The organism is Leadbetterella byssophila DSM 17132 (assembly GCF_000166395.1).
In the GTDB taxonomy this organism is placed as follows: Bacteria; Bacteroidota; Bacteroidia; order Cytophagales; family Spirosomataceae; genus Leadbetterella; species Leadbetterella byssophila.
Window position 1 is genome coordinate 3,149,562 of record NC_014655.1, and the last position, 20,525, is coordinate 3,170,086.

General features: G+C 42.9%; 10 protein-coding genes, 1 tRNA gene and 3 rRNA genes. 12 read left to right on the plus strand and 2 right to left on the minus strand.

What is annotated here, in order from left to right:
- Positions 1–55: 55 nt before the first annotated feature.
- The 11 genes from LBYS_RS13990 to gatC all read left to right on the plus strand — a co-directional run bounded on the left by LBYS_RS13990 (position 56) and on the right by gatC (position 14,220).
- On the plus strand, positions 56–1,285 hold the full coding sequence (locus LBYS_RS13990) for an ROK family transcriptional regulator (RefSeq protein WP_013409499.1): 1,230 nt from the start codon (positions 56–58) through the stop codon (positions 1,283–1,285).
- Positions 1,278–2,681, plus strand: coding sequence for a glycoside hydrolase family 125 protein (locus LBYS_RS13995; protein ID WP_013409500.1), 1,404 nt, complete (start codon positions 1,278–1,280; stop codon positions 2,679–2,681). Before LBYS_RS13990 ends, LBYS_RS13995 begins: the two co-directional genes overlap by 8 nt.
- A gap of 553 nt (positions 2,682–3,234) precedes the next feature.
- A 16S ribosomal RNA gene (locus LBYS_RS14000) occupies positions 3,235–4,735 on the plus strand.
- Positions 4,736–4,895: 160 nt separating this feature from the next.
- Positions 4,896–4,969 (plus strand) — tRNA-Ile (locus LBYS_RS14005).
- 96 nt (positions 4,970–5,065) lie between these two features.
- A 23S ribosomal RNA gene (locus LBYS_RS14010) occupies positions 5,066–7,880 on the plus strand.
- A 148-nt stretch (positions 7,881–8,028) separates the two neighbouring features.
- Positions 8,029–8,140: ribosomal RNA gene (rrf, locus tag LBYS_RS14015) — 5S ribosomal RNA — on the plus strand.
- Together the 16S, 23S and 5S rRNA genes with 1 tRNA gene alongside form the textbook arrangement of a ribosomal RNA operon.
- Before the next feature lie 623 nt (positions 8,141–8,763).
- On the plus strand, positions 8,764–10,038 hold the full coding sequence (gene ltrA, locus LBYS_RS14020) for a group II intron reverse transcriptase/maturase (RefSeq protein ID WP_229310425.1): 1,275 nt from the start codon (positions 8,764–8,766) through the stop codon (positions 10,036–10,038).
- Positions 10,039–10,705: 667 nt separating this feature from the next.
- Entirely contained in the window at positions 10,706–11,980 is a 1,275-nt protein-coding gene (ltrA, locus tag LBYS_RS14025) for a group II intron reverse transcriptase/maturase (protein ID WP_049781352.1), read from the plus strand.
- Between the two features lie 501 nt (positions 11,981–12,481).
- Entirely contained in the window at positions 12,482–13,249 is a 768-nt protein-coding gene (locus LBYS_RS14030) for a TerC family protein (protein WP_013409503.1), read from the plus strand.
- A gap of 82 nt (positions 13,250–13,331) precedes the next feature.
- Entirely contained in the window at positions 13,332–13,973 is a 642-nt protein-coding gene (locus tag LBYS_RS14035) for a lysophospholipid acyltransferase family protein (RefSeq protein WP_229310426.1), read from the plus strand.
- Positions 13,936–14,220 (plus strand): Asp-tRNA(Asn)/Glu-tRNA(Gln) amidotransferase subunit GatC, encoded by a 285-nt coding sequence (gatC, locus tag LBYS_RS14040; protein WP_013409505.1) that lies wholly within the window; start codon positions 13,936–13,938, stop codon positions 14,218–14,220. Before LBYS_RS14035 ends, gatC begins: the two co-directional genes overlap by 38 nt.
- A gap of 3 nt (positions 14,221–14,223) precedes the next feature.
- Here gatC and LBYS_RS14045 read toward each other — a convergent pair whose 3' ends face one another.
- Positions 14,224–15,144, minus strand: coding sequence for a LysR substrate-binding domain-containing protein (locus tag LBYS_RS14045; protein ID WP_013409506.1), 921 nt, complete (start codon positions 15,142–15,144; stop codon positions 14,224–14,226).
- 122 nt (positions 15,145–15,266) lie between these two features.
- Here LBYS_RS14045 and katG point away from each other — a divergent pair, with 122 nt between their 5' ends.
- Positions 15,267–17,471, plus strand: a complete 2,205-nt coding sequence (gene katG, locus LBYS_RS14050) for a catalase/peroxidase HPI (RefSeq protein ID WP_013409507.1) — start codon at positions 15,267–15,269, stop codon at positions 17,469–17,471.
- Between the two features lie 127 nt (positions 17,472–17,598).
- Here katG and secDF read toward each other — a convergent pair whose 3' ends face one another.
- On the minus strand, positions 17,599–20,508 hold the full coding sequence (gene secDF / locus LBYS_RS14055) for a protein translocase subunit SecDF (protein ID WP_013409508.1): 2,910 nt from the start codon (positions 20,506–20,508) through the stop codon (positions 17,599–17,601).
- Positions 20,509–20,525 lie beyond the last annotated feature (17 nt).

Genomic DNA, 20,525 nt, shown 5'->3' on the forward strand with positions numbered 1-20,525 from the left:
CCTTAGATTTAGCCAAAGGAATTTCCTCTAAATTGCCATTTTAAAGAATCTCATTATGCCAACAATAGCTGATAAAAGAGCCGGTGAAACTAAAGAGTCTGCAGTAGAGTCCAAAAAGATTAAGCACAAGAAGAACATTCTTAAATATCTTTATTTTGAGAAAAAGAAGAGTATAGCGGAATTATCAGAGGCTTTATTTATTAGTATACCTACTTTAACCTCACATGTAGAGGAATTATTAGAAGAAAAATGGCTTATTGGCGAGGAGGTAGATACAAAAAAACAAGGCAGAAATCCGACCATCTATTCTTTAGATCCTAGATATAAGCACGTGCTTGTGGTGGATGTAACTACACATGACACTAGAGCCGTGTTATTGAATTTCAGAAACGAAATTATTGAAGAGCAGATTTTTGAACTGGGTGTTACAAATGATCAAGGTTTCCGATCCCAGATTCTGGAAATCATCAATGACTGTTTATACCGATATAGTGAAAGAAATGTGGAAGTGGTGGCCGTGGGCTTGACATTTCCGGGTTTGATTAATAAGCAGACCGGGCAAAACAGAACCTATGTAGGATTAAATTCTGAAAACACCACTTTGAGTGAGGTGATATCTTCTCAATGGAATGTTCCGGTGTATGTATTGAATGACTCCAAAGCTACAGTTTTTGGTGAGTCTGTATTTGGTGTAGGTAAAGATGAACAACATGTTTTATCTATAAACGTAGACTGGGGTGTAGGTTTGGCAGTGGTCATTAATGGGCAAATCTTTAACGGGGCATCTGGTTTTGCCGGAGAATTAGGGCACGTGCAAGTTAATCCGGAAGGGGAGTTGTGCAGTTGTGGAAAGATTGGTTGCTTAGATACCGTGGCTTCTGCTTCTTCTTTGCTTAATAAAGTTAAGAAGGGCTTGAGTAATGGAGTAGTTTCTTCTTTGTCCAAATACAGGGATAAGCCGGAGGAGATCACTTTGGAAAAGGTGATTGATGCCGCTGCAAATGGGGACGGATTCTCCATAGATACCTTATATAATATAGGACTAGAGTTAGGTAAGGGTTTGTCTGTGGCCGTTCACCTATTTAACCCACAAATCATAGTGATTGACGGGGTCTTGTCGAAAGCTGGTAATTTGATTGTGAATCCCGTAGAATTTGCCATTAATCGTTATTGTTTGCCGGATTTTAAAGAAGGCTTGATGATAAAGGTAACGGAATTAGGAGACACGGCAAAGATCTTAGGTATGAATGCTTTTGTGGCAAAAAGACTATTTAAGAATGAATAGAAGAGAATTTGTGGCCGGTAGTGCTGCAGTGATGTTGATGGGATTCAAGAGTCCAGAAGAATTTCCTGTGGTTAGAGTGGCCAAGGGAAAGAGAAAGTTTCAAAGTCCGGCTATAGAAAAGACCATTGAGAGACTTTCTAGTAAGATAGCCGACAAGGAACTGGCCTGGATGTTCGAAAACTGTTTTCCCAATACATTAGACACTACGGTAGAATTCTCTTATATAGATGGAAGACCAGATACTTTTGTCATCACGGGTGATATCGATGCCATGTGGTTACGAGATAGTACGGCACAGGTTTGGCCTTATATTCCTTTAGCAAAAGGGGCGAAGGATATTCGTGATCTTTTGATAGGTGTAGTTAATCGACAAGTGAAATGTATCCTTTTTGATCCTTATGCCAATGCTTTTTATAAGGATGCTAAAAAAGGGGAATGGTTTTCTGATCATACGGACATGAAACCGGGGATACATGAGAGAAAGTGGGAGATTGATTCTTTGTGTTATCCTATCCGACTAAGTTATGGTTTATGGAAGCAGGCTGGAGAAACCAGTATATTTGATGAGAAGTGGTACGAAGCTTGTCTATCTATATTTAGGACGTTTGTAGAACAGCAGAGATTAGAAGATAGAGGGCCATATAGGTTTGGCAGAACCACGGCCTGGTCCACAGATACTGTTCCGGGGAATGGATATGGAAACAGAACCTTACCAAACGGTATGATTCATTCTATCTTTCGTCCTTCAGATGACGCTACCGTTTATCCTTATTTAATTCCTGCAAATTTCTTCGCTGTTGTCAGCCTGCGTCAGGCTGCAGAGATTCTTGTGCATATATATAATAAGAAAGAGGAGGCAAAGAGATTCGAAGACCTGGCTGGACAGGTGGAGGCTGCTATATATAAATATGGAGTGTCTAAGCATCCTGTAATGGGGGAAGTATTGGTGATGGAAGCGGACGGTTTTGGAAATGTACTATTCCAGGATGATGCGAATGTTCCGAATCTTTTGGCTTTGCCCTACCTAGGTGCTGTAGAGGCAAGTGATCCCTTATATAAAAGGACGCGAGCCTTCGTGTTGAGTTCCTATAATCCATACTTCTTCCAGGGTAAGGCAGGAGAAGGAGTGGGTAGTCCCCATACCTTAGAAAATCAAATCTGGCCAATAGGTGTGATCATGAGGGCTATGACCTCTAATTCTGATGAAGAGATAAGCGCCCAACTAAAAATTCTAAAATCTAGTCATGCAGGAACTGGATTTATGCACGAATCTTTCGATAAAGATGATTCAAATAAGTTTACTAGGAAGTGGTTTGCATGGGCAAATACCCTTTTTGGAGAATTAATTTTAAAAATGGAGAGCGAGAGACCTCATATTTTAAAAAAGAAACTCTAGGTCATAGCAAAAATAGTATTACTATTTTGAGAATAAATTGAACTAATAAATAGGGTTTGATGTTTGATATAAACCTACGTGCGGGAAGGGTTAAAAATCTTTGAAATTTTTTTGAGCTGTAAGTGATTGAAAAGCAGCAGAGAGGGGAAATGGGGGCTATTTTCTTTGAAATTTCTTTTGTGTAGAGTTTGCTAATTCAAAAGATGGTTGTACCTTTGCAACCCTTTCGGAGACGGTCTACCGAATAGCTGAAAGGAGGGGCTTTTGAGAAGAAAAAAAAATTCAAAAAAAAGTTTTGCAGATTAAAAAAAAGCTTCTACCTTTGCACTCCCAAACGACGAGAGACACACAGAAACGAAGGCGAGCGGGGCAAAAAATAGAAGAGCGGCGAAAGCGGAAAGATGGCTGAGACGCACAAGCTCACTACGGTGGGAGAAAGTTCATTAACTTGTTGGGGATAAAGATGGAAGCACTAGTTTTGGCTTTTAGGAGCTGGAACGAAAAGCTAGGTAAAATATAGAGAAAGGCAAACGCTTACGAGTAAAAGTAATTTACAATGGAGAGTTTGATCCTGGCTCAGGATGAACGCTAGCGGCAGGCTTAATACATGCAAGTCGAGGGGGCAGCAATGTCACCGGCGAACGGGTGCGTAACGCGTATGCAACCTACCCATATCAGGGGGATAGCCCTAGGAAACTGGGATTAATACCGCATAACATAGAGAACGGCATCGTTTTTTATTAAAAGATTTATCGGATATGGATGGGCATGCGTAGGATTAGCTAGTTGGTAGGGTAACGGCTTACCAAGGCTATGATCCTTAGGGGCTCTGAGAGGAGTATCCCCCACACTGGCACTGAGATACGGGCCAGACTCCTACGGGAGGCAGCAGTAGGGAATATTGGGCAATGGAGGCAACTCTGACCCAGCCATGCCGCGTGCAGGAAGAAGGTCCTCTGGATTGTAAACTGCTTTTGAATGGGAAGAAACGTAGTCTTGCGAGGCTATTTGACGGTACTATTAGAATAAGCACCGGCTAACTCCGTGCCAGCAGCCGCGGTAATACGGAGGGTGCAAGCGTTATCCGGATTTATTGGGTTTAAAGGGTGCGTAGGCGGCTTTATAAGTCGATGGTTAAAGGCAGCAGCTTAACTGTATGCATGCCCTCGATACTGTAGAGCTTGAGTGATTTGGAGGTGGCTAGAATTCCCTGTGTAGCGGTGAAATGCATAGATACGGGGAGGAATACCGATTGCGAAGGCATGTCACTACGAATTAACTGACGCTGAGGCACGAAAGCGTGGGGATCAAACAGGATTAGATACCCTGGTAGTCCACGCCGTAAACGATGATTACTAGTTGTTGGCCGATGGGTCAGTGACCAAGGGAAACCGATAAGTAATCCACCTGGGGAGTACGCCGGCAACGGTGAAACTCAAAGGAATTGACGGGGGTCCGCACAAGCGGTGGAGCATGTGGTTTAATTCGATGATACGCGAGGAACCTTACCTAGGCTAGAATGTGAGCGAATAATTCAGAGATGGATTAGTCAGCAATGACGCGAAACAAGGTGCTGCATGGCCGTCGTCAGTTCGTGCCGTGAGGTGTTGGGTTAAGTCCCGCAACGAACGCAACCCCTATGATCTGTTGCCATCATTAAGTTGGGGACTCAGATCAGACTGCCTACGCAAGTAGAGAGGAAGGAGGGGACGACGTCAGGTCATCATGGCCCTTACGCCTAGGGCGACACACGTGCTACAATGGCATGAACAGAGTGCAGCGAGCTTGTAAGAGTAAGCGAATCACAAAAATCATGTCACAGTTCGGATTGGGGTCTGCAACTCGACCCTATGAAGCTGGAATCGCTAGTAATCGCATATCAGCCATGATGCGGTGAATACGTTCCCGGACCTTGTACACACCGCCCGTCAAGCCATGGGAGTTGGGTAGACCTGAAGCGGAAGGTAACAGACTTCGTTAGGGTAGAACCAGTGACTGGGGCTAAGTCGTAACAAGGTAGCCGTACCGGAAGGTGTGGCTGGAACACCTCCTTTATAGAGATATTCTGGCAAGACCAGAAGAATGATAAGGTGAGTGTTTGTTACAAACATATATAAGAAAGACCTAGAGGTTGTGGAAGTTTTTATTCCCATCAACAAGTTAGTTTGTTGAGAGATCAGAATCTGTGAGAGCCGGCTTTGGCTCGCTGGAGCGGGGCTTGTAGCTCAGGTGGTTAGAGCGTTACACTGATAATGTAAAGGTCCCTGGTTCGAGTCCAGGCAGGCCCACTAAAAACAGACGAAAGATCACAAAGTGAAGGAGTTTACTTCTTTGCAGAACGTACATTGACATCATTGGAAAGACTGAGTTAAGAAAGAGTTTTTATTAGAGCAAGAGAAGGGCGTACGGGGGATGCCTAGGGTCTCAGAGGCGACGAAGGACGTGATAAGCTGCGATAAGCTACGGGGAAGAGCACATATCTATTGATCCGTAGATTTCCGAATGGGGCAACCCTCTCTGGTGAAGCCAGAGAATCCATGCCAAAGGGCATGTGAAGCGAACGTGGGGAACTGAAACATCTAAGTACCCATAGGAGAAGAAAACAATAGTGATTCCGCAAGTAGTGGCGAGCGAACGCGGAATAGCCCAAACCCGTTATGTTACGGCATACCGGGGGTTGTAGGACTGCATTTAGAAAGTTATCTTAAGCTGAATGATCTGGGAAGGTCATCCATAGAGTGTGATAGACACGTAAGCGTAAGAGATGATGGACGAGCAGTATCCTGAGTAGGGGGGGACCGGTGAAATCCCCTTTGAATCCGGCGGCACCATCCGCCAAGGCTAAATACTCCTGAGACACCGATAGTGAACTAGTACTGTGAAGGAAAGGTGAAAAGCACGGGGAGTACCCGGGTGAAAAGAACCTGAAACCGTACGCCTACAAGCGGTCGGAGCTTCGAGATGAAGTGACGGCGTGCCTTTTGCATAATGATCCTACGAGTTACGGTAACGAGCGAGGTTAAGTTTTTAAGGAACGAAGCCGAAGCGAAAGCGAGTTTTAACAGGGCGTTAAGTTCGTTGCTGTAGACGCGAAACCTAGTGATCTACCCATGGTCAGGTTGAAGTCCCGGTAACACGGGATGGAGGACCGCACCGGTAAACGTTGAAAAGTTTTCGGATGAACTGTGGGTAGGGGTGAAAGGCTAATCAAACTGGGAAATAGCTCGTACTCCCCGAAATGTATTTAGGTACAGCGTTGTGGAGAGTTTATCCGAGGTAGAGCTACCGATTGGATGCGGGGGAGTCACATCCTACCAAATTCAGACGAACTCCGAATGCGGATAAATATACACAGCAGTGAGGGCTCGGGTGCTAAGGTCCGAGTCCGAGAGGGAAAGAACCCAGAACTACAGCTAAGGTCTCTAAATCTATACTAAGTTGAACAAAGGAGGTCTGACTGCCGAGACAGCCAGGATGTTTGCTTGGAAGCAGCAATCATTTAAAGAGTGCGTAACAGCTCACTGGTCGAGCGGGGCGGGCATCGATAATAAGCGGGCATAAAGTATAGTACCGAAGCTTAGTCAAGAGTAATCTTGGGTAGGGGAGCATTCTGTATGCGGAGAATGCGTCATTTGAGTGGCGTTGGAGCGTACAGAAAAGCAAATGTAGGAATAAGTAGCGATAATGAATGTGAGAACCATTCACACCGAAAGACTAAGGATTCCTCCGCTATGTCAATCAACGGAGGGTAAGTCGGATCCTAAGGATAATGCGAGAGCAGAGGCCGATGGGAAGCAGGTTAATATTCCTGCACCGATGCATATTACGATCTCAGGGACGGATTCTTGAGCTTAATACGAACCGACGGAAATGTTCGTTGAGAGGAGTCTTCGGACGAATCGAATTAGGGGATAGGGTTCCAAGAAAAGCTGATAAGTTATGGATATGTATCGACCGTACCGTAAACCGACACAGGTAGTCGAGGCGAGAAGCCTAAGGTGCTCGAGTGATTCACGGCTAAGGAACTAGGCAAATTAACCCTGTAACTTCGGGAAAAAGGGAGCCTCAGCGATGAGGCCGCAGAGAATAGGCCCAGGCGACTGTTTAACAAAAACACATGGCTTTGCGAAGATTAATGTCGACGTATAAGGCCTGACACCTGCCCGGTGCTGGAAGGTTAAGAGGGGGTGTTATCGCAAGAGAAGCACTGAATTGAAGCCCCAGTAAACGGCGGCCGTAACTATAACGGTCCTAAGGTAGCGAAATTCCTTGTCGGGTAAGTTCCGACCTGCACGAATGGTGTAACGATCTGGGCACTGTCTCAGCCGTGAGCTCGGCGAAATTGTAGTGACGGTGAAGATGCCGTCTACCCGCCACGGGACGGAAAGACCCCGTGAACCTTTACTATAGCTTAGCGTTGTGACTGGATATTCGATGTGTAGGATAGGTGGGAGACTGTGAACGGGCGTCGCTAGGCGTTCGGGAGTCAACGTTGAAATACCACCCTTTGGGTATTTGGTTTCTAACCTCAAAGAGGGACATCGCTTGGTGGGTAGTTTGACTGGGGTGGTCGCCTCCAAAAGAGTAACGGAGGCTTCCAAAGGTTCTCTCAGCACGCTTGGTAACCGTGCGTTGAGTGCAATAGCATAAGGGAGCTTGACTGCAAGACCGACAAGTCGAGCAGGATGGAAACATGGGTATAGTGATCCGGTGGTTCTGCATGGAAGGGCCATCGCTCAAAGGATAAAAGGTACTCCGGGGATAACAGGCTGATCTCCCCCAAGAGCTCATATCGACGGGGAGGTTTGGCACCTCGATGTCGGCTCGTCACATCCTGGGGCTGGAGAAGGTCCCAAGGGTTCGGCTGTTCGCCGATTAAAGTGGCACGCGAGCTGGGTTCAGAACGTCGTGAGACAGTTCGGTCCCTATCTGTGGTGGGCGTAGGAAGTTTGAGAGGGTCTGATTTTAGTACGAGAGGACCGAATTGGACATACCTCTGGTGTATCTGTTGTCTTGCCAAGGGCACGGCAGAGTAGCTAAGTATGGTTAGGATAAACGCTGAAAGCATCTAAGTGTGAAACCGGCCTCAAGATGAGACTTCCATAGAGGAACGTTATAGACGATGACGTTGATAGGCTACAGGTGTAAAGGTGGTAACATCAAAGCCGAGTAGTACTAATGAACCGAGAGCTCTATTAATTTTAAAAAAATCAAAGCTCAGTTTTTCCAGTTGTCATGTAAAAAGACATACTAATTGTTAATGATTAATTGTTAATTATTAATGAATGAGTTGATGAGAAATCATTAACCATTAATAGTTGAACATTAACAATTACCTAACGACATTCACGGTGTCAATAGGATGGGTGTTCACCTCTTCCCATTTCGAACAGAGCAGTTAAGCCCCATACCGCCGATGGTACTTGGATCAAACCAGGGAGAGTAGGTAGACGCCGGTTTCTTATTCGAAGCCCTCAGCGAAAGTTGAGGGCTTTTTTTGTGTGCCCAGCATGGTCAATAACTCTAGGGTGTAAGTCCCGAACACGCCTTTACAGTGGGAAGTGTTAGCTTATGACAAGGGTGTCCACCGCGAGGTGGAATCCGAAGGAAGTCTGAGGCAAAACCTCGATCCGACGAACAGAAACTACATACAAGGCCGCAAGTGTTGGGTGAGGCTGCAAAACAAGCCGAAGCCCTAAACTGTACGGAAACACTATGGTAAATGTAGCGGATACATGAGGTGAAAGTTATTGTTCTTACCTGGGGAGATCTGACTAAACTCTGTCAAAGGTATACGCGAATGCCCGCGAAGAAACATATAGCAGAATAATAATGCTAGTATGCTTTAGTCAGAAGTCAGCAGAGGACATAGTACCCTGTTTCTCTACTTTATACAGGGGAAGGTCTGAATGTTAGAATGGCAAAGGAACCATGAAGTTTATGACGAAGTGTTAAAAGCCGAACCACATAAGAGAACTGCTTGCATGAGGGTAGGTCGGAAACCGATAGTAAAATGCAAGAGGAGCTTAGCTGAGTCGTGCAACGAAGTGGACACAATGCCTGAGGTTTTTTTAGTAATACTATGTTGGAAGAGATATTACACATCCGAAATGTCAAACACGCAGTTGATCGTGTCATCTCTAATGGAGGTGCTAGCGGAGTTGATGGTATGCAGATCGATAATCTTCGTGACTACCTTAACACGCACTGGCAATCCCTGCGCTCGGATATTCTCTCTGGCACTTACCGCCCACAAGCTGTTCGGAAAGTAGAGATTCCCAAAGCAAGTGGGGGCAAGCGTATGCTGGGTATCCCAACGGTCATCGACCGTGTTATTCAGCAAAGCATTTCCCAATGGCTTGGATTAAAGTATGAGGGTGATTTTCACGATAACAGCTACGGCTTCCGTCCGAATCGTAATGCTCATCAGGCCGTCAGTAAAGCGCAAGAGTATCTGAACTTGGGCTACACGTGGGTCGTTGAACTTGATTTGGAACAATTCTTCGATCAAGTGAACCACGACATACTGATGCATCTTTTGAGCAAGAAGATTACGGATCATCGAGTCCTAGCCCTGATCGGGAAATACCTTCGTTGTGGGATTATGGATCATGGTCTTGAACAAAAGCGAACCAAGGGCACACCACAGGGTAGTCCTTTAAGTCCACTTTTGTCAAACATCATCCTGAACGAACTGGACAGGGAACTCAGCTCCCGTGGACATCGATTTGTACGCTATGCGGATGACTGTAGTATCTACACGAGGAGTAATAAATCCGCAACTCGTATTATGGGCAACATCACCAGCTACATCGAATCTACACTAAAGCTGAAGGTGAACCGTGAAAAGAGTAAGGTAAGCAGACCTTCCCAAAGTAGCTTACTCGGCTTTAGTTTCTTCAAAACTCAAGGAGATTGGCAGATTCGTATCTCTGCAAAGAGTATCGAACGAGTCCGAGAGAAGTTACGTCAAAATACTAGACGTAATACAGTTACTCCTATGCATGAGCGACTGACTAAACTACGGCAAATTATTCACGGCTGGGTGGATTACTTTCGTATAGCAACGAATAAGAAGGTGATGGTAGCACTAGATGAACTAGTGCGAAGACGCTTGCGTGTTCTTCTTTGGAAACAATGGAAGACCGCAGGTAATCGAATTCGTAACTTAATGAAACTGGGAGCCAAACGCTGGCTTGCCTATCAACATGCGAACACCCGTAAATCCTATACCCGAACAGGGACAAGTCCTATCCTTCAAACAACGCTAACAAACTCATACTTTACTAAACTAGGCTACGAAGGATTTGCAGACTACTATTACTGGAGAACAACACATCAAACGACGTTATTCTAACAAACCGCCTTGGTACGGATCCGTATGCCGGGTGGTGTGAGAGGACAGATAGGGAAATAATCCCTATCTTCCTACTTGATTGTGTGCCCAGCATGTGCAATAACTCTAGGGTGTAAGTCCCGAACACGCCTTTACAGTGGGAAGTGTTAGCTTATGACAAGGGTGTCCACCGTGAGGTGGAATCTGAAGGAAGTCTGAGGCAAAACCTCGATCCGACGAACAGAAACTACATACAAGGCCGCAAGTGTTGGGTGAGGCTGCAAAACAAGCCAAAGCCCTAAACTGTACGGAAACACTATGGTAAATGTAGCGGATATATGAGGTGAAAGTTATTGTTCTTACCTGGGGAGATCTGACTAAACTCTGTCAAAGGTATACGCGAATGCCCGCGAAGAAACATATAGCAGAATAATAATGCTAGTATGCTTTAGTCAGAAGTCAGCAGAGGACATAGTACCCTGCTTCTCTACTTTATACAGGGGAAGGTCTGAATGTTAGAATGGCAAAGGAACCATGAAGTTTATGACGAAGTGTTAAAAGCCGAACCACATAAGAGAACTGCTTGCATGAGGGTAGGTCGGAAACTGATAGTAAAATGCAAGAGGAGCTTAGCTGAGTCGTGCAACGAAGTGAACACAATGCCTGAGGTTTTTTTTTTAGTAATACTATGTTGGAAGAGATATTACACATCCGAAATGTCAAACACGCAGTTGATCGTGTCATCTCTAATGGAGGTGCTAGCGGAGTTGATGGTATGCAGATCGATAATCTTCGTGACTACCTTAACACGCACTGGCAATCCCTGCGATCGGATATTCTCTCTGGCACTTACCGCCCACAAGCTGTTCGGAAAGTAGAGATTCCCAAAGCAAGTGGCGGCAAGCGTATGCTGGGTATCCCAACGGTCATCGACCGTGTTATTCAGCAAAGCATTTCCCAATGGCTTGGGTTAAAGTATGAGGGTGATTTTCACGATAACAGCTACGGCTTCCGTCCGAATCGTAATGCTCATCAGGCCGTCATTAAAGCGCAAGAGTATCTGAACTTGGGCTACACGTGGGTCGTTGAACTTGATTTGGAACAATTCTTCGATCAAGTGAACCACGACATACTGATGCATCTTTTGAGCAAGAAGATTACGGATCGTCGAGTCCTAGCGCTGATCGGGAAATACCTTCGTTGTGGGATTATGGATCATGGTCTTGAACAAAAGCGAACCAAGGGCACACCACAGGGCAGTCCTTTAAGTCCACTTTTGTCAAACATCATCCTGAACGAACTGGATACGGAACTCAGCTCCCGTGGACATCGATTTGTACGTTATGCGGATGACTGTAGTATCTACGCGAAGAGCAATAAATCCGCCACTCGTATTATGCGCAACATCACCAGTTACATCGAATCTACACTAAAACTGAAAGTGAACCGTGAAAAGAGTAAGGTAAGCAAACCTTCCCAAAGTAGTTTACTCGGCTTTAGTTTCTTCAAAACTCAAGGAGATTGGCAGATTCGTATCTCTGCAAAGAGTATCGAACGAATCCGAGAGAAGTTACGTCAAAATACTCGACGTAATACAGCTACTCCTATGCATGAGCGACTGACTAAACTACGGCAAATTATTCACGGCTGGGTGGATTACTTTCGTATAGCAACGAATAAGAAGGTGATGGTAACACTAGATGAACTAGTGCGAAGACGCTTGCGTGTTCTGCTTTGGAAGCAATGGAAGACCGCAGGTAATCGAATTCGGAACTTAATGAAACTGGGAGCCAAACGCTGGCTTGCCTACCAACATGCGAACACCCGTAAATCCTATACTCGGACAGGGACAAGCCCTATCGTTCAAACAACGCTAACAAACTCATACTTTACTAAATTAGGTTACGAAGGATTTGCAGACTACTATTACTGGAGAACAACGCATCAAACGACGTTATTCTAACAAACCGCCTTGGTACGGATCCGTATGCCGGGTGGTGTGAGAGGACAGATAGGGAAATAATCCCTATCTTCCTACTCGATTGCTTTTTAGCTTAAGGGTCGTTTCTTCTTGGTTTAACCCTTACTTGTTTCTTTTGACAGGGCCGGCTAATTAATAACTATTAACCAATAGTTATGGAACATTAGTTTTAACTTGTTAAGAGCCTTTTGGCCATTTCATTACTAAATGATGCATAATTATTAATCCTGAAAAGCCGTAGGCTTTTTGGATGTCCTCTTTTTTAAAGGCAAATTTAGTTTTTATTGTATCTGTGCTCACTCATGGTAAGAGGGTGGTGCAAGAGGAAGGTTGGTTTTGGAGGAGATGCAACTGGTTTTTAACGGTTTCTTGGTTTGGTCAAGTGCTTCTTTTTAAGAGTTGAGAGAATTTTTTACCATTATTCCTAAGATTTAATTATACATTCGTTTGAATTCTTATTTTTGTCGGAAATCAAACAACTAAATGGAAGATTTATTCACCTCTGCTGCTCTTACAAGTGTTTTTACCATTACCCTTCTTGAAATTATTCTAGGAGTGGATAATATCATCTTTATTTCAGTGATAGCAGGTAAACTTCCATCTAAGGAAGAAAAGAAAGCAAGGAACTGGGGAATTTTACTGGCGATGGCTTTTCGTTTGCTTTTGCTGTTAGGACTAGGATTTGTCTTGCAATTACAGACTCCTCTTTTTTATTTAGATGATTTGGGGCTTCCTTGGCACTTAGGTATTTCTGGTAAGGATTTGCTTATTCTAGGTGGGGGATTATTCTTGCTTTACAAAACTACCTACGAGCTTCACCATAAATTGGAAGGCGAAGATGGTGATAAAACAAGTACTGGTAAATCTGCAGCCACTCTCAGTCGGGCTATATTTGATATCCTGCTTATCAATATTATCTTTTCTGTAGACTCCATTATAACGGCAATTGGTATGACCACCATTATTTCGGTTATGGCTGCATCTATTATTCTCTCTTCAGGGGTTATGTTGATTTTTGCCAAGCCCATTGGTGATTTTGTAGAAAAACATCCTACCGTTAAAATTTTGGCACTTTCCTTCCTATTATTGATAGGTACTTTATTAGTAGCAGAAGCTTTCTATGTTCATGTTCCTAAAGGTTATGTTTATTTCGCAATGGCCTTCTCTTTCTTCGTGGAGTTACTTAATATGAAAATGAGAAAGAATACTACCCCTGTCCAATTGAAAAAGCATGTTGCGGAAGATCGTTAACGTATTCTATAATATATGGTGCGTATTTTGGTTGGTTAGTATTTTCCTCCTCCTGTATCCATTTATCTTTCTGTGTATTCAAGTGAAGTCCTGGAATAGATGGGGAACGGAACTTTGCCACCTTTGGGCTGATCTATTCTTCTTCATTTCAGGATTATGGGTGCAGGTGGACTATCGCTTTGTGCCAAATAAAAAGGACACCTACATTTTTGTAGCCAATCATTTTTCGTACCTGGATATCGCTATGGGTATGAAAGTAGTCAGGAACTATTTCTGCTACATGGGTAAGAGTTCAGTAAAGAAAGTGCCGTTATTAGGATATATGTTTAGGAAATTGCATATACAGGTGGATCGGTCTGATAAATCGTCGCGTATGCGTTCTTATAAAATGTCTCTTAAAGCTCTTCATTCAGGAAGAAGCTTATTTATTATGCCGGAGGGGGGAATTATAAGCAAGCACATACCTAAAATGCATCAACCTTTTAAAGATGGGGCCTTTGCATTAGCGATAGAGACCAAAACGCCCATTGTTCCAATATCTTTCTTAAATTTGTATGAAATAATGCCCGCTGATCGAATCTTTTGGGATTGGCCTAGGGTTATTGTTCATCCTCCCCTTTCCGTGGAAGGAAAGAGTGTTGAGGAGTTGAAATTGGAAGTGTACGAAATCATTCAAGCGGAAGTAGATGCCTATCGACAAAGAAACCATCAAGAAAATAGCTAATTTGGCCCGACTAGAACTTAGTCCGGAAGAAGAATTACAATTAGCTCAGGATGCGGATCAGATTCTGAACTGGATCCAACAATTAGAAGAGGTAGATACCAGTGGTGTTATTCCAATGACTCATATACATGCAAATGTGAACGATTTTCGGTCGGACATTGCACATAATGGTTTAAGTAGAGAGGAAGGGCTCAAGAATGCTCCTTCTCACGATGGAGAATATTTTAAGGTTAACAAGGTGCTATAAGTGCTACTTTGCTTGTAGCACCAATGCGTCTTTCAGTGGTATATCTAAATTAACCGTTTCCCTTATCTTCTCTGCTAGTTCTTTCCCAAGATTAGATTTTACTTCAGTACGGTACGCAATCAAGCTAACTTCTCTCACAGGATAAGGCTTCTCAAATTCCATTATTCTACTTTGAAATTCCTCCGGTAGATTTTGTATGTACAGATCCGGTAAAATGGTTAATCCTCCAAAACTATCCACCATATTCAGGAGAGTTTCGAACGAGTGTGATTGGAATCGTAGGTTGCTCAACTGATTATCTTTGTTCTGCAGTGAACAATAACTCATGATTTGATCTTTTATACAATGACCGTCTTCTAACAGCCAATTCGTCTCGTTTTGTAAGTCGGAAGAAGCTAGATACTTTTTATTGGTACTTATTCTTCCATACACTTTCAGGGGTTCATAATAGAGCACTTCGGTATAGAATCCTTTAGCTTGTATAGGAGTAGAGACAATTCCAAAGTCTAGTTGGTCCTCTTTTAATTGACTAATCAAATGTTCAGTAGTGCTTTCAGAGATAATAAACTCCAGATTAGGGAATTCTTCCATCCAGGGTTTTAACACTTTGGGTAGAAGTGAATTCGCCACTGTAGGGATGATACCTATTCTTACAGGGCCTTCGTAGACATCCTCTTTGGCTACTTCTGTCATTCTTTTGATATGTACCAAAGCTTTTTCCGCCTCGGCAATGATTTCCTTACCAATATCCGTGGTAATGATGGGATTGGCCTTCCTATCAAAGATGACTACTTTCAACTCTTCTTCTAATCGGCGGATCATAGTACTCATGGTGGCTTGAGTAATAAAGCAGGCCTGAGAGGCTTTAGTAAAGTTTTTATAGCGATCTAAAGCGATGATGTATTGTAATTGCTGGATATTCATACATTATTGATAATGTCAATAGCAAATATAAAAATAATTTTCTTTGTCAATGCATTTCTATTCAGTAATTTTATATCGTAAAATATTGAGGCAGAACCTCCGTATAAACTAAATCAAAAATCATGGAAAACATTTCAGGCGACATTAGCAAATGTCCATTTCACAATGGGACGATGGATAAGGAAAAAATTAGCACTGAAGGTACTCAAAACTCGCATTGGTGGCCCAATAGCTTGAGTCTTGATATCTTACGTCAACATTCTCCACTAGTAGACCCTAACGATGAGGGATTCAATTATCAGGAAGAGTTTAAAACCTTGGATCTAGAGGCTGTAAAAAAGGATATCGCAGCTTTGATGACAGACTCTCAAGATTGGTGGCCAGCTGATTTTGGACATTATGGTCCATTCTTTATTCGTATGGCGTGGCATAGTGCCGGTACCTACCGTTTACAAGACGGTCGTGGCGGTGCCGGTCGTGGACAACAGCGTTTTGCTCCTTTGAACAGCTGGCCTGATAATGCCAACTTAGATAAAGCTCGTAGATTACTTTGGCCAGTTAAACAAAAATACGGTAGAAAGTTGTCATGGGCTGACCTAATGATCTTAACCGGTAATGTGGCATTGGAAACTATGGGCTTCAAAACTCTTGGTTTCGGTGGCGGTAGAGCTGACGTTTGGGAAGCTGACAAAGATATTTACTGGGGAGATGAGAAAGAGTGGGTGGCTTCTCACCGTAACCCGGAAGCTTTAGCTAATCCATTAGCTGCAACTGAAATGGGTCTAATCTATGTTAACCCGGAAGGTCCAGATCGTAACCCAGATCCACTATTGGCCGCTAAAGCTATTCGTAAGACTTTCGGAAACATGGGTATGAATGATGAAGAAACTGTAGCGCTTATCGCCGGTGGACACACATTTGGTAAAACTCACGGAGCAGGAGATGCTGCACATGTAGGTCCGGAACCTGAAGCAGCTGATATGGAACTTCAAGGCTTAGGATGGATCAGTAGCTTTGGCTCAGGTAAAGGTGCAGATACCATTACAAGTGGTTTGGAAGTTACTTGGACAAGTACTCCTACAAAATGGTCAAACAACTTCTTCTGGAACTTATTTGGATACGATTGGGAATTAACTAAGAGTCCTGCAGGTGCTCATCAGTGGATACCTAAGCATGGAGCGGGTGCTAATTCTGTACCAAAAGCTCACAACAAAGAAGAAAGAGAAGCTCCTGCTATGTTAACTACTGACTTGGCGCTTCGCTTTGATCCCATCTACGAAAAGATTTCTAGACGTTTCTACGAAAATCCGGATGAGTTTGCTGATGCTTTTGCTAAAGCATGGTTTAAACTTACTCACCGTGATATGGGTCCTAAATCTCGCTATCTAGGTCCTGAGGTTCCTGCTGAAGATTTTATCTGGCAAGACCCACTTCCAAAAGCAGATTATGAAGCTATTGACGATGTAGATGTAGCACAATTGAAGGCAAAAATTGCTGCTTCAGGTTTAACCGTGTCTGAAATGGTTTCTACAGCCTGGGCATCTGCTTCTACTTTCAGAGGATCTGACAAGAGAGGTGGAGCAAACGGTGCGAGAGTTCGTTTAGCTCCTCAGAAATTCTGGGCGGTGAATAACCCAACTCAATTATCAAGCGTATTAGATAAACTAGAAGCAATCCAAAATGAATTCAATGCTACTTCAGGTAGCAAAAAGGTTTCTCTAGCTGACTTGATCGTACTTGCAGGTAATGTAGGTGTGGAAACCGCTGCTAAAAATGCAGGAGTGGACATCACAGTACCATTTGCTAAAGGAAGAGTTGATGCTACTCAAGAGCAAACTGACATAGAACAATTCAGCTTCATGGAGCCATTTGCTGATGGATTCCGTAACTACTTGAAAGTAAAAACTTCTACATCTACAGAAAGTCTATTGGTAGACAAAGCTCAATTACTAACACTAACTATTCCTGAAATGACAGTTCTAGTTGGTGGTATGAGAGTGCTAGGAACCAACTATGACAATTCTAAACATGGTGTATTTACGGATAAAGTAGGAACACTTACGAATGAGTTCTTTACTAATTTACTAGATATGTCTACCGTATGGAAGGCAACTGACGAAACCAAGGAACTATTCCAAGGAACGGATAGAAAATCTGGTGAATTGAAATGGACAGGTACTCGTTACGACTTAGTATTTGGTTCTCATTCAGAACTAAGAGCCATAGCTGAAGTTTATGCAAGTGCTGATGCGAAAGAGAAGTTTGTAAAAGACTTCGTTAAAGCATGGACTAAAGTGATGAATCTAGATCGTTTTGATTTACAATAATCCATTAGATAGCTAATAGAAAGGGTGGCCAAAAGCCACCCTTTTTTATTACAGACACAGTTTTTCTTAGGGCATAAAAAAGAGGTAATGAAATGAATCATTACCTCTTCGTATTACTAGAAATTACTTAAGCTTTTGTAGGAGCTAGTTCTTTCTTAGCTTTTCTGTTTAATGCATCCACTACGAATGGAGCAGAGATGAATAGGGAAGAATAAGTACCTACAATTACCCCTACGAACATACAGAAGATAAAGCCACGGATAGTTTCACCACCGAAGATTAACAATACAAATAGTACGATCAATGTAGCAAAACCTGTTACGGCTGTACGGCTCAAAGTACTGTTCAAAGCATTATTAATAACCGTTTCAATACTTTGAGTCTGGTTAGACTTCTCCGCCATGTATTCTCTGATTCTATCGTAGATTACGATGGTGTCATTCAAGGAGTAACCCATCAATGTCAATACCGCACCGATGAACGCCTGGTCAATATCAAGAGATACCGGTAACCATCCGTGGAAGATGGAGAAGATACCTAAAATGATAGCCACGTCATGAATCAAAGCAAGTACTGCACCCCAACCAAAGGCCTGATTACGGAATCTAATTAGGATGTAAATGAACGTTAAGATGATAGCATAGATAACCGCCTTCACAGAAGCCCAGATGGTGTCTTGCGCGATGTTTGCACCTACTTTCGATGTTGAAACGACTTCACCTTTGTTGCCATTTACGCTAGCAATAGCCTTACTAAGTTCTGATTTTAGCGTTTCATCCGTTTGGATATCTGTGTCGTCAATTTTGTATGCAGATGTGATTTTCACACGGTCAAAACCACCATATGTTTTCACCTCTACTGCAGAACCAGGGAATACGTTTTGAACCGCGTCTCTGATCTCGTCAGTATTTACGTTTTTCTCAAATTTGGCCTCAAATGTTCTACCTCCTTTGAAGTCAACGCCCAAACTGAATCCTCGTACAGCGATAGAGATAATACCTGCTACGATCAAGATTCCGGATACTGTATAGAAACGGTTACGGTTTTTGATAAAGTCAATGTTAGTGTCACCGAATAACTTCTCTGTCCAAGCAGTTCTAAAGTTGATAGTTTTTCCTTTCTTAATAAGGTTATCAAAGATCAGACGAGAAACGAAGATAGCACAGAATAATGAAGTACCGATACCGATCAACAAGGTAGTAGCAAAACCTTTAACCAAACCTGTACCAAAGATAAATAGGATCACACCTGTGATTACAGAAGTCAACTGTGAGTCAATGATAGAAGGCATGGCATTTTTAAAACCAAGTGCAATGGCTGTAGCGAAATTCTTACCAGCAGCTAGCTCTTCCTTGACCCTTTCATATATTAGTACGTTAGCATCCACAGACATACCTACGGATAATACCATACCGGCAATACCTGGCAGAGTCATAGTAGCTCCGAAGCTGGCCATAATACCAAGCAATAGTATTAAGTTCACAATTAACGCAAGGTTAGCAATCCATCCTGCGCTGCTATAATACATGACCACAAAGATCAATACGGCTACTAAACCAACAAGCGATGAAATCACCCCCGCATTTAGTGCTTGAGAACCTACAGAAGCACCTACCACTGCCTCTTCCACAATAGTTGTTGGCGCAGGTAATTTACCTGCCTTAAGCACGTTTGCTAAGTCTTGAGCCTGCTCAATAGAGAAGCTACCGGTAATAGAAGATGATCCATTAGGGATTTCTCCGTTTACATTAGGCGCTGAGTAAACATAGTTGTCAAGGATGATAGCGATGCTACGACCTGTATTTTTAGCAGTAAGTTCTTTCCATTTACGAGCACCTACGGTATTCATTTGCATGGATACATTAGGTTTACCGGTCATAGGATCATAATCCTGACGAGCTTCAGTGATTACTTCACCGCCTAGTGGAGCATTTCCGAAGTTCTTAATAGGATAGATGTTTACTAAATCTTCTGTTGTTGAAGTTCCCTCTATAGGGTTAACATCATATAAGAAAGTCATGTCTGCCGGGAAAATACCCATAGCATCTGGTCTCTTCATGATGCTGTTCAAGCGAGAAGTATCCTTTGTTTTGATAGCTAAACCTTGAGGAGTTACGATGAACATGTTCATCAAGGAGTTAGCATTAGCTGTAGAGTCAAGAGCGCTGGAATCAGATTTAGCTTGTAGAGCTGAGGCTAAAGAGTTAGTAGTAGTGTCAGTTGTAGCTGCTGCAGCTGTGCTACTTCCCTTTTTATTTTCAGCATCAATCTTCATCAGAAGAGATGTGAATCTTTCAAAGTTAGGAGAGATCTCTTGTAGGGTGTAAACTTCGCAGAATTCAAGTTTCGCTGATCCAGAAAGTAATTTTCTTACACGCTCAGGGTTATCTACACCAGGTAATTCAACCTGAATTCTGTTTGTTCCAGGGATCTTAGACAAGTTAGCGTTTGATACCCCAAATTTATCCACACGAGTTTGGATAACTTTGTATGCTCTGTCAAAAGCTCCATCTATCTGAGTCTGAATGTAGTTCTTAACTTGGCTATCTGATGAATTTAGAGATAATTCGTCTCTGTTAGAACTATTAGAGAAGATGGTTGCTAATTTGATGTCCGGTGCTAAAGCTTTAAGTTCTTTTTCAAATTGATCTACAAAGTTGATAGAACCTTTAGCCGCTAAATCTCTTGTTTTATTGATGGCTTGAGTAACTCTAGGGTCACGAGAACCTTTTGCAAGAGATTTAATAATGTCAGCAGGAGAAACCTCCAGAATTACGTGCATACCTCCTTGAAGGTCAAGACCTAGACCAAGTTCTTGTTTGGTTAGGCTTTCTACAGTAGAACCCAAGAATACCTTTTGTTTCCACAATGAATCTAAATAATACTGTTTTTTAGCCGGATCTACAACGCCGTTGATTGTAGCATAGGCTTCGGCATCCTTACGAATGTCGTTGATCTTCCATGTTCTGGCCAAATAGTAAAGGCTCAGTAGAAGCAAGGCGGCAAATAGAAGTAAAATTCCTCCTCTGTTTTTCATAAATAAATACTGATGAT